Raw genomic sequence first — 14,844 nt, 5'->3', positions numbered from 1 at the left:
CGCGTTCGGTCGAGCCCGGGGCTCCTCAGCACGCCAACGCGTCCCTTCCTATAATGGAGGGCCTTCAGCACGCAGCGCGTTTGTGCACTTCAACACAGGAGCACCACGATGGATTATGTGAAACTCGGCCGCACCGGCCTCGATGTATCGCGTCTTTGTCTCGGCTGCATGAGCTACGGCGTGCCCGCTCGTGGCACCCACCCCTGGTCGCTCGATGATGAAGCGGCGCGCCCCTTTATCAAGCAGGCACTCGACCATGGCATCAATTTCTTCGATACCGCCAACGTTTATTCGGACGGCACTAGCGAAGAAATCGTCGGCCGCGCGCTGAAAGATTTTGCGAAGCGCGACGAGATCGTGCTGGCGACCAAGGTGAATAGCCGCATGCATCCGGGCCCGAACGGCGCGGGCCTGTCGCGCAAGGCGATCATGGCGGAAATCGACAACAGCTTGCGGCGCCTCGGTACGGATTACGTCGATCTGTATCAGATCCACCGCTGGGACTACGGCACGCCAATCGAAGAAACCATGGAAGCGCTGCACGATGTCGTGAAAGCGGGCAAGGCGCGCTATATCGGTGCATCGTCAATGTATGCGTGGCAGTTCGCCAAGGCGTTGCACGTGGCTGAACGCAATGGCTGGACGCGCTTCGTGACGATGCAGAACTACGTGAACCTGCTGTATCGCGAAGAAGAACGCGAGATGCTGCCGCTGTGTGAGAGCGAAGGCATCGGCGTCATTCCGTGGAGCCCGTTGGCGCGCGGACGCCTGACGCGCGATTGGAACACCGAAAGCGCGCGCGCCGAGACCGACGAATTCGGTCGCACGCTGTACGCGCATACCGAAGACGCGGATCGCCGGATCGTGGAGCGGGTCAGCCAGATCGCCAAAGAACGCGGTGTGCCGCGTGCGCAAGTCGCACTAGCCTGGGTATTGCAGAAGAAGCCGATCACCGCGCCCATCGTCGGCGCAACCAAACTGCATCATCTGGACGATGCGGTCGCGGCGCTGTCGTTGAATCTGAGCGAGGATGAAATCCGCCAGCTAGAGGAACTGTATGTGCCGCATGCGGTGACCGGTTTCAAATAAGCGGCAAATGCACCGGCCAGCGGACGCAAAAGGAGGCGCCTTAGCGAGGACTTGAGCGAAATCCGCCTGCTCCGGATGGACCGGACGTAGCCCGCAAGCGAAACAACGCATCAGCCCCGCGGCACGTCCGGTTCAAAAAACACCCAGCGTACTTGCGGAAACGCCGCCTGCAAGTCCGCTTCGATCACGTTGATCGCATCGACCATTGCACGGCCGCTCGCGTAGTCGATCATTTCCGCCTGCACCGCGACCACCACGTGACGCCCCCACTGCAGCGTAATCATGTTGATAATGCTGCGAATCTCGGAGCGCGTACGCAGATGCGCCTCGATCGCGCGACGCACTTCCGGGCTCGCCGATTCGCCGACGATCATCGACTTCACTTCGCGCGCCACCAGCCACGCAATCACCATCAGCAACACACCCACGCCGATGGAGCCCAATGCGTCGTAGACGGGATTGCCGGTCACCATCGTCAGCAGCACGGCGACGAAGGCCATCGCAAGACCCGCTAACGCCGCGATGTCCTCGCCGGCCACCACCAGCAGGTCGGACTCGCGCGTTTCGCGAAACCAGCGCCACAGGCTTTTGTCGGGATGCGTCTTGCGGATTTCCTTAACCGCGCCCCACAACGAAAGGGCTTCGAGCACCACCGAAACGCCGAGTACGACCAGCGCGACATACGCATACTGCAAGGGCTCACGCGCAAATAGACGATGCACGCCCTCGTACACCGAAAACGCGCCGCCGACAAAGAACAGCAGCAACGCCACCAGCAACGAATAGAAATTGATCTCGCGGCCACTACCCATGGGATGCAACGGGCTCGCGGGCTTGCGTGCTTCACGCAGCCCGAATAGCAGCAGCAACTGGTTACCGCAGTCGGCGGTCGAGTGAATGGCTTCGGCGAACATCGAGCCGGAACCGGTGAACGTGGCAGCAGCGAACTTGCAAATGGCGATGCCGAGGTTGGCGGCAAGCGCATAGAAAATGGCTTTCGGCGATTCTTCTTTCATCGTCGTGGCGGGGGTCCGTGAGTTTGCAGAGCGCTTTCGGTTGGCAATGGTCCGTATTATGGACATGCCAGGCGGCATGCGTCCAACCCCGGCGCCGTTTTTCGCCGGGTTCCGTAACGTATGCCGCACCTCTACCGTCGCCCGCCGTCCGTTGTGTTATGCCCTTTCGAGCGCAGCCATCTCGCGCACGATCACTAGCAGCATCGACAAGCTCGCGCCGCCCGTGGCCCGCAGATCGGCAAGCAGGCGCGTATAACGCTCCAGTTGGGCGACGCGTTTCTCACGCCACGTATGAACCAGTGCATCCGGCGTGGACGCCTCATCGGCGCCGGTCAGCGCGCTCGTGGTCAAGGCACGTTTCAGGCGTGCGAACTCGGCCAGCGCAGTGGCGCGCGCCAGCATGTCCCAGTGCGTGGGTGCCGACAGTGCGGACGCGCGCTCGCTGATCCAGCCGTAGTTCAGCAGCGTGCCGAGCGCGAAGTAGACACCCGCCACAAGTTCGAGGCTGCGCCCGCAGGTCGACGACACCTCGGCAATGTCGAGCAAAGCCGCCGAGATATCGCTGCCGGCAATTCGCACCGCCAGTTCGCTATCGACACCGGCGTCCACGAGCACGCGTTGCCGCTCGGACAGCGCTTCGAGATCCGCGCTCGGCAGCAGCGCGGGCCATTGCGGCGCGAGGCGTTGCGCCGCGTCGCGACAGCGTGCGAGCAAACCAGCGACGTCGCCGTCGCTGACCGCCCCCGATTGCATCTGCCGCAGGAACCACAGCGCCGAACGTTCGACGACCCGCGCCACTTCGACGAACATGCGCGCCTGCACATCGTCGGCGACACGGTTGTCCAGCGCATCGATACTGCGCCACACGTCGTCGAGATCGAACACGTCGCGCGCCATGATGCAGGCCCGCACGATGTCGCCAGGCTGCGCATCGGTCTCTTCCATCAGGCGATACACGAACTCGCAGCCCACACGATTCACCAGCGCATTGGTCAGATGCGTCGCGAGGATTTCGCGCCGCAACGGGTGGCGTTGCATCGGCTCGCTAAAGCGCTGCCGCAATGGCTTCGGAAAGTATTCGATCAGCATATCGCTGACGAGCGGGTCTTCCGGCATCGACGATTCGAGCAGTGCGTCGTACAGCCACATCTTGCTATAGGCCAGCAACACCGCGCGCTCAGGCGTGGTCAGCCCTTGTTTCGCGGCCTGGCGTTCGGCGACTTCTTCATCGCTCGGCAAGAACTCGATCACGCGATTGAGCCGGCCCGCACGTTCGAGGTAACGCATGAGTCGCGCTTCGGCGTCGAGCAATTCGACGCCGTAGCGGCCGGTAATCGAGAGGGCCTGGGTCTGGTAATAGTTGTCCTGCAAGACGAGCAGGCCGACTTCATCGGTCATCTCCGCGAGCAGTGCATTGCGCTGCTTCTCAGTCATTTCGCCGTCAGAAACAACCAGGCCCAGCAGAATCTTGATGTTGACTTCGTGGTCCGAACAGTCGACACCGGCGGAGTTGTCGATCGCATCGGTATTGATGCGGCCGCCGCGCTGCGCGAATTCAATGCGCCCGAGTTGCGTGAGACCGAGATTGCCGCCTTCCGCTACAACCTTGCAGCGCAGATCGGCACCGTTGACGCGGATCGCATCGTTGGCGCGGTCGCCGACCTGCAGATGCGTTTCGCGGCTCGCCTTCACATAGGTGCCGATGCCGCCGTTGTAGAGCAGGTCGACAGGCGCCTGAAAAATCGCGCGCATGAGCTCAGTGGGCGCGAGCGCCGGGGCGCTGATACCGAGCACAGACTGTACCGCCGTAGACAACGGAATCGTCTTGGCAGTACGCGGAAACACCCCGCCTCCGGCAGAGATCATCGACGGATCGTAATCCGCCCAACTCGACCGGTCGAGCATGAAAAGACGCTCACGCTCGGCAAGGCTTGCCGCTGGGTCCGGATTCGGATCGAGAAAGATATGCCGGTGATCGAACGCGGCTAGCAGTTTGATATGCGGCGACAGCAGCATGCCGTTGCCAAAAACATCGCCCGACATATCGCCGACACCGACCACCGTGAAGTCGGTCGCTTGCGTATCGACGCCCATTTCGCGGAAGTGCCGCTTGACCGACTCCCACGCGCCGCGCGCCGTAATCGCCATTTTCTTGTGGTCGTAGCCGACCGAACCGCCCGACGCAAAGGCGTCGTCGAGCCAGAAACCGTACTCCTGTGAGATGGCGTTCGCGTAGTCGGAGAACGTCGCGGTGCCCTTGTCGGCGGCCACCACCAGATAGGGATCGTCGGGGTCATGCCGCACGACATCCGGTGGCGGCACCACCGCTGTGCCCGCGAGGTTGTCGGTCACATCCAGCAGGCCGCGCAAGAACGTCTGATAGCAGGCGATGCCTTCGCGCATCCACGCGTCGCGTTCGGTCTGCGACGGTGGATTCTTCACGACGAAACCACCTTTGGAGCCGACCGGCACGATCACCACGTTCTTCACCATCTGCGCTTTCATCAAGCCGAGCACTTCCGTGCGGAAGTCCTCACGCCGATCCGACCAGCGCAGCCCGCCGCGCGCGACACGGCCGCCGCGCAAATGCACGCCTTCCACCCGCGGCGAGTACACCCAGATCTCGAACATCGGCTTCGGCTCGGGCAAACCGGGCACCTGCGCGGGATTGAATTTGAACGACAGATAGGGTTTTGGATGACCGTCGGCGTCGAAGCGATAGTAGTTCGTGCGCTGCGTGGCCTTGATAACGCCGAGGAACTGCCGGAGTATCCGGTCCTCGTCGAGATTCGGCACCTGATCGAGCGCGCTGTCGATCGTCTTCAACAAGCTCTCGACGCGAGCCTCCCGCGTATCGCCCAGTACTGGGTCGAAGCGCGCTACGAACAACTCCACCAGCATGCGGGCAATCGCCGGATTGCCGGTGACCGCGCGTTCGATATAGGCGTCACTGAAGGTCGACCCCACTTGCCTCAGGTACTTGGCATAAGCACGCAGAATCGTCACCTCGCGCGCATTCAGTTGCGCGCGCAACACCAGGCGGTTGAAATCGTCGCTTTCGATTCCGCCGGTCCACACCTGTTCGAATGCATCTTCGAATAGGTCCTTCACGCGTTCGATATCGAACTCCGCATCGTCCGCGAGTTCGAGGCCGAAGTCGTGAATCCACGCAGGCGTGGCGTCGAGCGCTTCGATCAGATAAGGCCGCTCCTCATCGACACGCACACCGAGATGTTCGAGCATCGGCAAGCTGCGCGACAAGGCAATGGGCAACCCTGCACGATAAACCTTGAAACGAAACGCACGCGGCCCCGCTTCGATCGGGCGATACAGGTTCATGGCGAGCCGCTCGGTGCCCTGCACGCGTTCGATCAGTTCAATATCACGCACCGCAGTACGGGCCGGATAGTCGTCACGATAGCCCGGGGGAAACGAATCCGCATAGTGTTGCAGAAGACGGTTGCCCTGCTCCTCGCCGAATGCGTCGAGCAATGCGTCAGCGAGATCGTCCTGCCAGCGGCGCGAGACCTGAACGAGCCGCGCTTCGAGTTCACGCGTATCGACGTTGGGCATGCCACCCGGCTTCGCATGCACGACGAAGTGAATACGCGCGAGCGTCGACTCCGACAACAGCGGCGTGAACTCGACACTTTCCCCGTTGAACGCATCGACCAGCAGGTTGGCAATGCGCTGCCGCAGATCGGTGTTGTACTTGTCGCGCGGGACGAACACGAGACACGACACGAAGCGGTCAAAGCGGTCGCGCCGCACGAACAGACGCGTGCGCTGATGCTCCTGCAAACGCAGCACACCCAGCGCGATATCGTAGAGCTGGTCTTCGTCCGCCTGAAAGAGTTCATCGCGCGGATAGGTTTCGAGCACCGTCACCAGTGATTTGGCCAGGTGCCCCTTCTGCAGAAAACCGGCCCGTCGCACGATGTTCGCGCATTTGCGGCGCACGATCGGAATCTCCGAGGCCGACACCAGATACGCGGTCGACGTATACAGGCCGATAAAACGCCGCTCGCCGATCGTCTTGCCGTCCGCACCGGTCAGCTTGATGCCGACGTAATCCAGATAACCCGGCCGATGCACTGTTGCGCGCGAGTTGGCCTTGGTCAGGAAAATGGGCGACGAGCCGGAGATGATATCGGCGGCCGCCGGTGGCAACGGCGTGACTTCGGCCGCGCCGGCAGGACGCAGATCGTCGCGCAGGATGCCGAGCCCGGAGCCCGGCACCGCGCGCAAGCCAAAGCCACTGCCGTGCTGCACCAATTCATAATCGCGCTGGCCAAGGAAGGTGAAATGGTCGGCCACCATCCATTCGAGGAACGCTCGGGCCTCGACACTTTCCGGCCCAGCCTCACCGGCCTTCATGCCTTTGACGGTGGTGCGCGCCAGTTCGACGATCTTCGGCCAGTCTTCCACCGCGGCGCGCACGTCGCGCAGCACCTTGGCGATCTCGTCACGCAATGCGTCGAGTTTCGCTGCGTCGCCGCAACGGTCGACTTCGAAGTGAATGAACGAGGCTAGCTGCGAACCCGCATCGGCGGCATCTTCAGCGCCTTGGCCCACGCGCACGATGCTGCCATCCGGCCCGCGCCAGATGCGAAACACCGGATGCACGACCGAATGCAGCGCGAGCCCGAGGCGGTTGACCGCCATCGACACCGAATCGACCAGGAACGGCATGTCGTCGTTGACGATCTCGATCACCGTGTGATCGGAATGCCAGCCGTGCTGTTCGAGTATCGGGTTGTAGACGCGCAGCCGTTCGCTGCCGGGCACGAAGCGCTGCGCGGTTTGCCAGTGCGCAAGCGCCGCGCCGTAGAGATCGGCGATCGCGCGGCTTTGCAGATCGTCGGCGTCGACGAAATCGTAGTAGTGCCGCAGGAAAGGCTCGACGACTTTGAAGGTCGGCTCCGGCAGGCGTCCACGCGCAAATTCGACGACATCGTTCAGGAGGTGCGTGACGGCTTCTTCATTCTTTGCTTGCATGATCAACTCCCCGGGCGGGCGGCAATAGCGACTATCGCTTGATTCGCATGCATCGTCTGAACGGGGATTATGCACCTGCCGCCCGGAAAGCGATGCGCGAGCCCACTCAGGTTATACCCGCTGCCGTTTGACGCACCGCCGGCTACGCTGCCGCCCGTTCAAAGCGCGGCCTTCGGCTCGCCGGGTGCTTGCCTCAGCCAGGCGCGAACCTGTTCGCTGGTCCACGCCGGGTCGTCGTGCGGCAGGTCGTGACCGGCCCATTGATGCTCGTGATGCGTTGCGCCCCACGCCGCCGCGAGCTTCGCCGAACACACCGGGTTGACCAGCTTATCGGCGCGCGAAGAAAGAATCAGCAACGGGCAGGACGGTTTCGCCGCAGCCGCACGAAAGCGCGCGGCAGCCCAAAGCTGCCGTAATGCATTGCCCCGGCTCACCGGCGCGCTCCGGCGAATGTCGCTCCATGCATCGAGATCGGCGCCCAGCGTTTCGACCTGATTGCACGTCAGCCGATGAATGCCGCTTTCTGCGCGCGGCGCGTCGCGCCAGTGTGCCGCGACGTCCAGAAGACCCGGCCATGCGGATGGACGCAGGCGTTCGTGCATGCGGCTGAACGGCCGCATACTGGTATTGATCAGCACGAGCCGCTCGAGCTCGCCGGGATGCCGTTGCGCCCAGTCGGTCGCCACCATGCCGCCGAGCGACATCGCCAGCACGCGATAGGGACCGGTTGCGCCGGTTTGCAGCGCAGCAATCCGCACGAAGCCCACCATATCCTCTACCGAATCCGGCGCGCGCAGGTGCGCGAACTCGCCGTTGCCGGGCAGATCGAGCAGCAACACGCGATCCGTGCCGATCGCCTCGCGCAGCAAGCGAGGCAAACAGCCCCAATGGCGTGTTTCGCGCGTCAGTCCACGTAACAGAATCCACGTGCTCATGACGCTTCCGTTTGGGTCCAATGGTCGATCGCGCTTTGCAGCAATTGCTCGCGATGATTGCCTTGCGGCAGCCAGCGTTGAGACGAGTACGCCGCGCGCGCGAGGAAATCGAGCAGATTCGCATGACGCCGCAGCACGCGTGCGGTGCGATGCGCCTTCACCGGATTGAACATGCCCTGCCGCGAAAACAGTTGGCGCGGATTCTTCTTGATCCACAGCCACGAACCGAGTTCGAGTGTCATCGGTAGAAAGATGTTCGGCGGCGATGCGCGGTCGTACGCGAAGTCCCACAGATCGCCGTGCAACAGATACTGGTGACTCTGCGGTTCGAACGCGTAACCATGATGCGGATGCGCGCGCTCGAACATCGTTTTCAGCAGGTACATTTCCGGCAGATGCGGCATCAGCTTGCGCGTGCGCGCGTAAGGAAACCAGATGCTGTCGCGCCAGCCGTAACCCGAGTGACAGTCGAGTGCGATGCTCAGAGGGCGCGCGGCCATTTCGGTTTCGACCACCCGCAGAAGCGCCGCCGCCTCCGGCTCCATCGGCGCGCCCTGATGGCCACGATACCAGGGAAGCCATGCGCCCACCCGCTGGCCGCCGGCCAGCAGCGGTACGCGTTCGTCGGCATTCTGTGGCGCATTGCGCATCAGATCGACACCGTTGGGATTAGCGCGTGTGGACGCCCACATGCCGCCCGGATTGACGATCGGCATAAAGATCAGACGAATCGATTGCAACTGCCGGACCAGCAACTCATCCCATTCCAGCCGGGCAAGCAACGCGCGCATGTAGTCGAGCACGAGTTGCGAGCCAATCCGTTCGAGCCCGTGAATGCCGGCAAAAAAACCGATCGCCGGCGCGAGCGGATCGGTCGAACCGATACTCGCGGTGTGCACGGCGAATTGCCGGCCACGCACCGTCGTCTCGCAGACGGAACGGATCTCGAAGCTCGCGCTGCCCTGGTCGAGGATCGACTTGAGATCTTCGTACTCCGCAAAACTGTCGGGAAGAAAACTCAAAGGCTGCATGACGACATCGAAAGGAACTGCAAGGTTATTGGGGACGGCACACCGAATGACGCAATATAGCCTGGCTAAAGACGATCATGCGCATCCGACCCCGCCCCATGCAAATCGTGTCATACGGGCGTCACTTTTGATTCGAGCGAATGACTTCTGTTTGCCATCCTGGCGACGCAAAAAAGACACATAGAGATATAGTCGTCTAGACGTTGCGATGCCTTCACTCAACCGTCACAGACGCTTCCTAGAATGAGCCCCACACATGCCGGCGATGGCCGAATGCATCAAGGGGTACTTATGGAAGCAATTCGTATCGAACGGTTGAGCAAGACGTTCACAAACGGCCGCAAGGCGCTGGACGAGATCGATCTGCGCGTCGAGCCGGGTGAAATGGTGGCATTGATCGGTGCCTCGGGCTCGGGAAAATCGACGCTGCTGCGGCATATCGCGGGCTTCACGGCCTCGGATGCGCAGCCGTCGCAGATCGCGATTCTCGGCCGGCCGATCCAGCAGAACGGCCGCATCGTGCGAGAAGTGCGCAGCATTCGGCGCGATATCGGTTTCGTGTTCCAGCAATTCAATCTGGTGAACCGGCTCTCCGTGGAGAGCAACGTGCTGATCGGCGCACTCGCGCGGCTGCCTTTGTGGCGCCGCCTCACCGGACGCTTTCCGAGCTCCGAGCGAGTCTTGTCGATGGCTGCGCTCAATGAAGTCGGCATTGGCGACCATGCGCGCGAACGCGCCGCCAACCTCTCCGGCGGCCAGCAGCAACGCGCGGCATTGGCGCGAGCGCTGGTGCAACGCGCGCGCATCGTGCTCGCCGACGAACCGATCGCCTCGCTCGATCCTGAGTCGTCGCGCCGCGTGATGGAGATGCTGCGCACGCTGAATCTGGAGCATCAACTGACCGTGCTGGTGTCGCTGCATCAGGTCGACATCGCGATGCAGTATTGCCCGCGCACCGTTGCGCTACGCCGCGGCAAGGTGGTCTACGACGGCCCCTCCGCCGCGCTGAGCCCTGCCCTGCTCAAGAAGCTCTATGGCGATGACGCCCGTGAACTGCTCGATGAAGCCGCCGCCGATAGCGCGGCCAATCCTGCCGGCGACAACGCTGGCGGCATCGAAACCGGCGCACCCGCGCAAGACGCCACACCCGCTTCGACGCGCTACGCGTTCGCCCTCAATCCTGCGCACGCCAACTAGGCGAGCCGACCCATTCTGTTCACCCAACCGGATCTCAAAGCGATGAAATTCTTGCGTTCACTGATTACGCTGACCGTCGGCGCGGCCGCATTCGCCTGCGTCGCCACTGCACAAGCCGAAGACCTCAACCTCGGCATCATCTCGACGGACTCCTCCTCCGTGCTGAAAGAGCGCTGGGCGCCGCTGATCGCCGACATGAACAAGCAAACCGGCCTGAACGTCAAAGCGTTCTTCGCGACCGACTACGCGGGCATTATCGAGGGCATGCGCTTTAACAAGGTACAGGTCGGCTATTTCGGTAATGCGTCGGCGATCGAAGCGGTGGATCGCGCGCAAGGCGAAGTGTTCGCGAAGGTCCTGTATGCGAATGGTGACGCCGGTTACAAGTCGGTGCTAATCACCAACGTGAACAGCCGCTTCAAGACCCTCGACGATGTGTTTAAGAACACGAAGGACGTCACGCTCGGTTTCGGCGATCCGAACTCCACCTCGGGCACGCTGATCCCCGGCTATTACCTGTTCGCCAAGCACAACACGCCGGTCAACACGTCGTTCAAGGCGGTGCTGCCGTCGAGCCACGAAGCGAATCTGCTGGCTGTGGTGAACAACAAGATCGATATCGCGACCAACAACACTGAGGAGCTCGACACGCTGAAGCAGCAGCATCCGGATAAGTTCGCGCAAGTCCGTGTGTTGTGGACGTCACCGCTGATTCCGTCGGACCCGCTGGTATGGCGCAAGGATCTGCCGCAAGCCACCAAGGACAAGATCCGCAACTTCTTCGTGAACTACGGCAAGACCGACCCGCATGAAAAAGCGGTGATGGCGGCGATTACGGGCTACGCCGGTTTCGCGGCATCGTCGGATGCGCAGTTGCTGCCGATCCGCCAGGTCGCGTTGTTCCAGCAGAAGCAGAAGATCGAGAGCGACACGCATCTGTCCGACGACGACCGCAAGACCCAGTTGGCCGTGCTCGATGCCAAGCTGAGCGCACTCAACACCGCCGTCTCCAAGCAATGAACACGGTTGATCTGATCACGTCGCCCACGCGCGCGGGCGAAGCGCTCGCCGCGCAGACGGCGCGTCACACCGCGCCGGCCGCGGGCAAGCGCAGTTGGCTGTCGCTCATCGGCTGGATCGCCGTGCTTGCCGTGTTGGGTGGCGCGTGGCACGGCGCCGATATGCGTCCGCTCGACCTGCTCTCCGACTCCGGCAATATGGGCCAGTTCGCCAAGGACTTCTTCCCGCCGGACTTCACCGAATGGCGCAGCTATTTGCACGAAATGTACGTGACGCTGTCGGTGGCGGTGTGGGGCACGGCCCTCTCACTGGTGTGCGCGGTGCCGTGCGGGCTGATGTCCGCACACAACATGGCGCCGATGTGGATCGTGCAGCCGATGCGTCGCATGATGGACGCGTGCCGCGCCATCAATGAAATGGTCTTCGCGATGCTGTTCATCGTTGCAGTGGGGCTCGGCCCGTTCGCCGGCGTTCTGGCGTTGTGGGTGCACACCACCGGTGTGCTCGCCAAGCTCTTCGCTGAAGCGGTCGAAGCCATCGATCCGCGTCCGGCCGAAGGCGTGCGCGCCACCGGCGCGACCAGTCTCGACGAAATCATCTACGGCGTGCTGCCGCAGGTGCTGCCGTTGTGGATCTCGTACGCGTTATATCGCTTCGAATCGAACGTGCGCTCGGCGATGGTGGTCGGCATGGTCGGCGCGGGCGGGATCGGCGTGGCGCTGTACGAGGCGATCCGCTCGTTCGATTACGCGCAGACGGCCGCGGTGATGATCATGGTGATTGTGGTCGTGACGGTGATCGATCTGGCGTCCGCGTGGCTGCGCGAACGCGTGACGTGACACAACTCGCCTCTGTCTGACACGATCCGTTGACTATCGGGTTCAAGGCTGGCGAGGCGCCAAAGCACCTTTGAGCGCCTCGCCGACTTTGCCGAAGAACGCTTCATATTCTTCCCGCGCCAGCACAGTCTTCGTGCGGGCGTCGCCGTTGCTGTCCCACACTGTATTGTCGAATCGCGCCCGCACGACGACACCTTGACCGCCTTCAGCCGCCCGCACGCTGACGAGCGCTGCCGTGTACTGGTGATCGGGTTTGGCCGGCAGCATACCGATACGCGTTTTCAGCACGCCACGCAGCACTTCCCGCCACTTCGGCACCAGCACTTCGGCGCGGCCCGCCTCCACTAGCGCCGTATCCGCTTCCACCGTAACCGGCGCGTAGCCGCTCGATTTCAATGCGGCGGCGACTGCCGTCAGCGCCTGCTCACGCGTAGAACCGGGAAAACTGTGGTCCCGCATGGCCGCAAGCGCGCTGCGTTCGCTATCGGTCAGATCCACGCTCACCTGACGCGAACTATATTTCACAGCGGTGCCACCCGAGCCTGTCACCCGCTCATTCGGATCCGGTGTTGTGCATGCACCCAGCATCGCGACGACACCCGCGCTTATGCAGACGTTGCGCCATAACGGGCGGTGCCGCCCCTTCGGATAATAGAAAAACTGGGTTGTGGCGCGTTGCAGCACAGGTGATGCCATCGCTATGACCAGTGATAGAAAGCGCTATCGTAAAAGCACAAAGCCGATATCTTCAATTGAAAGTTTCTGTTAGAAATACAAGTAATACTTGGATATAGGGCTTTTCATGCGTCGCCTGCCTCCACTGAACACATTGCGCAGCTTCGAGGCCGCCGGGCGCCTCGGCAGCCTCACCAAAGCCGCCGAAGAACTCTGCGTCACGCATAGCGCGATAACGCAACAGATTCGCGCGCTCGAAGACTATCTCGGGCAAAAACTATTCGAACGCAAGGGGCGCACGCTGCAAATGACGCCGCACGCCAGACACTATCTGGTCGACGTCGCCAGCTGTTTGAGCCGTTTGGCCGAATCCACCGCGCAATTGTGTGGGACCACCGCGCGGCGAACGATCCGCGTGAATATATCGGCCTCGTTCGCGCACGGCTGGCTGATTCCACGGCTGGCTCGCTTTCACGCGCTGCACCCCGAGATCGACGTGCAGATCGTTACCCCTAACGACCTGAGCACGGATCCCGTCGACGACTCGCACGACGCGGTCATCCGCCGCTACGAACCGAACCTGCGACGCTACGGCTTCGACTCCCGGCCACTGGTCGCCAATGTGGCCGTGCCTGTCTGCTCTCCCAATCTGCGCGAACTGGATGCGCTGCGTACGCCCGCCGATTTGCGACAAGTGCGGCTGCTGCACTATGCGGGCTTGCCGGAGGCGTGGCAGTACTGGTTCCACTCTGCGGAGGTGCCGGTCGGCGAAACGCTCGGCGGCCCTTTCTATGAGCAGTTCTTTTTACTCGTACAGGCGGCCGCGAGCGGACTCGGCGTGGCGCTCGCGCCCAACGCGATCGTCGAGGAAGACGTGCAGCGCGGGCGGCTAGTCGCGCTCTTTCCTGAAGTCAAACTCGAAGGGCCGCCGTTTCATTGCCTGTATCGCGTCGCGCCGCAGGACCGCGAACTGAATGTGTTTCTCGACTGGTTGTTCAGCGATGCAGGCCACGTACCGACGACCGCGTCCGGAGACGCCACAAAGGCCCTGTAGCTAAAGCGTGATTCGGCCATTGGCGCGTTCTGCTGGAATAATCATGGACTCGCGGCCGGTCCCTGGCCTTCTTTCCCCTCTCCCTGATCTTCGATGGACACCATAGTCGTCTTGCTGGTGCTGCTCTCCGCGCTGCTTCACGCTACCTGGAACGCGTTTCTGCATCTATCCGAAGACCGTGTATGGCTGCTCGGCATGATGGCGATTCCGTATATCGCCGTCAGCGCGGTCGGCGTGATCGTGCTGCCTCTGCCTGAACCGGCCGCGTGGCCATATATCTTTGCCTCGGTCGTACTCGAATGCGGCTACCTGCTGGCGCTGATCCGCGCGTACAAAAGCGGCGACTTCGGCCAGATCTATCCGATTGCGCGCGGTCTGTCGCCGATGCTCGTGTTCGTCGGTGCGCTGGTGTTCGCGCACGAATCGCTCAAACCGTTGGCGACGACCGGCGTGGCGCTGGTGTCGCTCGGTATCGTCTCGCTGGCGTTCCGCCGCGGCATGCGTTTTTCCGGCGAAAGCGTGCCGTATGCGTTGCTCACTGGCCTTTTCATCGCGACCTATTCGGTGGTCGACGGAATCGGCGCGCGCGTGGCGGGCAATGGCCTGAGCTACATCATGTGGGTGTATCTGATCTGGAACATTCCGCAGTTTCTGCTCGCCTGGCATTGGCGCGGCGGCGCCAAGGGGCTATTCATCGGCCGCACGGTGGTGCTCAAGGGCATCGCGTCCGGTGCGCTCGCACTCACCGCCTATTGCCTGATCATCGAGGCCTACCGCTATCTGCCAATCGCAATGGTCTCCGCGCTGCGCGAGCTGAGCTCGATCTTCGCGGTACTGATCGGCTGGCTGTTCATGCGCGAGAAGCTGACGACGCGGCGTATCGTGGCATGCGCACTGGTTACCCTGGGGGCGGTGTTGATCCGGATTTGAAGCCCGGTGCCACACGCTCGCGCCCGTTTCGTTTATTGCGATTTCGTTTATTTCGATTTA

Annotated in this window: 11 protein-coding genes; 6 read left to right on the top strand and 5 right to left on the bottom strand. The window is 62.2% G+C overall.

Translation table 11 applies throughout. The features are described from left to right. Nucleotides 1-108 precede the first annotated feature (108 nt). Nucleotides 109-1,089, top strand: a complete 981-nt coding sequence (locus PQQ96_RS09240) for an aldo/keto reductase (RefSeq protein ID WP_408291009.1) — start codon at nucleotides 109-111, stop codon at nucleotides 1,087-1,089. A gap of 110 nt (nucleotides 1,090-1,199) precedes the next feature. Here the strand turns inward: PQQ96_RS09240 and PQQ96_RS09235 are convergent, their stop codons facing one another. The 4 genes from PQQ96_RS09235 to PQQ96_RS09220 all read right to left on the bottom strand — a co-directional run bounded on the left by PQQ96_RS09235 (nucleotide 1,200) and on the right by PQQ96_RS09220 (nucleotide 9,069). Beyond that, the gene (locus PQQ96_RS09235; RefSeq protein ID WP_408291008.1) at nucleotides 1,200-2,105 is read right to left on the bottom strand and encodes a cation diffusion facilitator family transporter; all 906 of its coding nucleotides are present in this window, start codon (nucleotides 2,103-2,105) and stop codon (nucleotides 1,200-1,202) included. A gap of 156 nt (nucleotides 2,106-2,261) precedes the next feature. Beyond that, on the bottom strand, nucleotides 2,262-7,103 hold the full coding sequence (locus tag PQQ96_RS09230; RefSeq protein ID WP_408291006.1) for an NAD-glutamate dehydrogenase: 4,842 nt from the start codon (nucleotides 7,101-7,103) through the stop codon (nucleotides 2,262-2,264). A gap of 158 nt (nucleotides 7,104-7,261) precedes the next feature. Beyond that, nucleotides 7,262-8,038: an alpha/beta fold hydrolase gene (locus PQQ96_RS09225; protein WP_408291004.1), complete on the bottom strand. Its 777-nt coding sequence runs from the start codon at nucleotides 8,036-8,038 to the stop codon at nucleotides 7,262-7,264. Next, nucleotides 8,035-9,069 (bottom strand): M14 family zinc carboxypeptidase, encoded by a 1,035-nt coding sequence (locus tag PQQ96_RS09220; RefSeq protein WP_408291002.1) that lies wholly within the window; start codon nucleotides 9,067-9,069, stop codon nucleotides 8,035-8,037. The genes PQQ96_RS09225 and PQQ96_RS09220 overlap by 4 nt, the downstream gene beginning before the upstream one ends. A gap of 291 nt (nucleotides 9,070-9,360) precedes the next feature. Between PQQ96_RS09220 and phnC the strand changes: the two genes are divergently transcribed. Genes phnC through phnE form a run of 3 tightly spaced genes read left to right on the top strand, consistent with a single transcriptional unit; the run spans nucleotide 9,361 to nucleotide 12,125 of the window. Continuing rightward, a complete protein-coding gene (gene phnC, locus PQQ96_RS09215) occupies nucleotides 9,361-10,266 on the top strand; it encodes a phosphonate ABC transporter ATP-binding protein (RefSeq protein WP_408291001.1) in 906 nt (301 codons plus the stop codon). Between the two features lie 42 nt (nucleotides 10,267-10,308). Next, nucleotides 10,309-11,286 (top strand): phosphonate ABC transporter substrate-binding protein, encoded by a 978-nt coding sequence (phnD, locus tag PQQ96_RS09210; RefSeq protein WP_408291000.1) that lies wholly within the window; start codon nucleotides 10,309-10,311, stop codon nucleotides 11,284-11,286. Beyond that, nucleotides 11,283-12,125, top strand: a complete 843-nt coding sequence (gene phnE / locus PQQ96_RS09205; RefSeq protein ID WP_408290998.1) for a phosphonate ABC transporter, permease protein PhnE — start codon at nucleotides 11,283-11,285, stop codon at nucleotides 12,123-12,125. The genes phnD and phnE overlap by 4 nt, the downstream gene beginning before the upstream one ends. Nucleotides 12,126-12,167: 42 nt before the next feature. Here phnE and PQQ96_RS09200 read toward each other — a convergent pair whose 3' ends face one another. Beyond that, the gene (locus tag PQQ96_RS09200; RefSeq protein WP_408290997.1) at nucleotides 12,168-12,821 is read right to left on the bottom strand and encodes a hypothetical protein; all 654 of its coding nucleotides are present in this window, start codon (nucleotides 12,819-12,821) and stop codon (nucleotides 12,168-12,170) included. A 106-nt stretch (nucleotides 12,822-12,927) separates the two neighbouring features. Between PQQ96_RS09200 and PQQ96_RS09195 the strand changes: the two genes are divergently transcribed. Next, nucleotides 12,928-13,854 (top strand): LysR substrate-binding domain-containing protein, encoded by a 927-nt coding sequence (locus PQQ96_RS09195; protein ID WP_408290995.1) that lies wholly within the window; start codon nucleotides 12,928-12,930, stop codon nucleotides 13,852-13,854. 93 nt (nucleotides 13,855-13,947) lie between these two features. After that, complete coding sequence (locus tag PQQ96_RS09190; RefSeq protein WP_408290994.1) at nucleotides 13,948-14,784, top strand: EamA family transporter; 837 nt, start codon at nucleotides 13,948-13,950, stop codon at nucleotides 14,782-14,784. Nucleotides 14,785-14,844: the final 60 nt, after the last annotated feature.

Origin of the sequence: Paraburkholderia sediminicola (genome assembly GCF_046027825.1) — a bacterium.
GTDB lineage: Bacteria > Pseudomonadota > Gammaproteobacteria > Burkholderiales > Burkholderiaceae > Paraburkholderia > Paraburkholderia sediminicola_D.
Note: the sequence above shows the minus strand (reverse complement) of the source record. Positions and strands in the feature narration are given on the sequence as shown.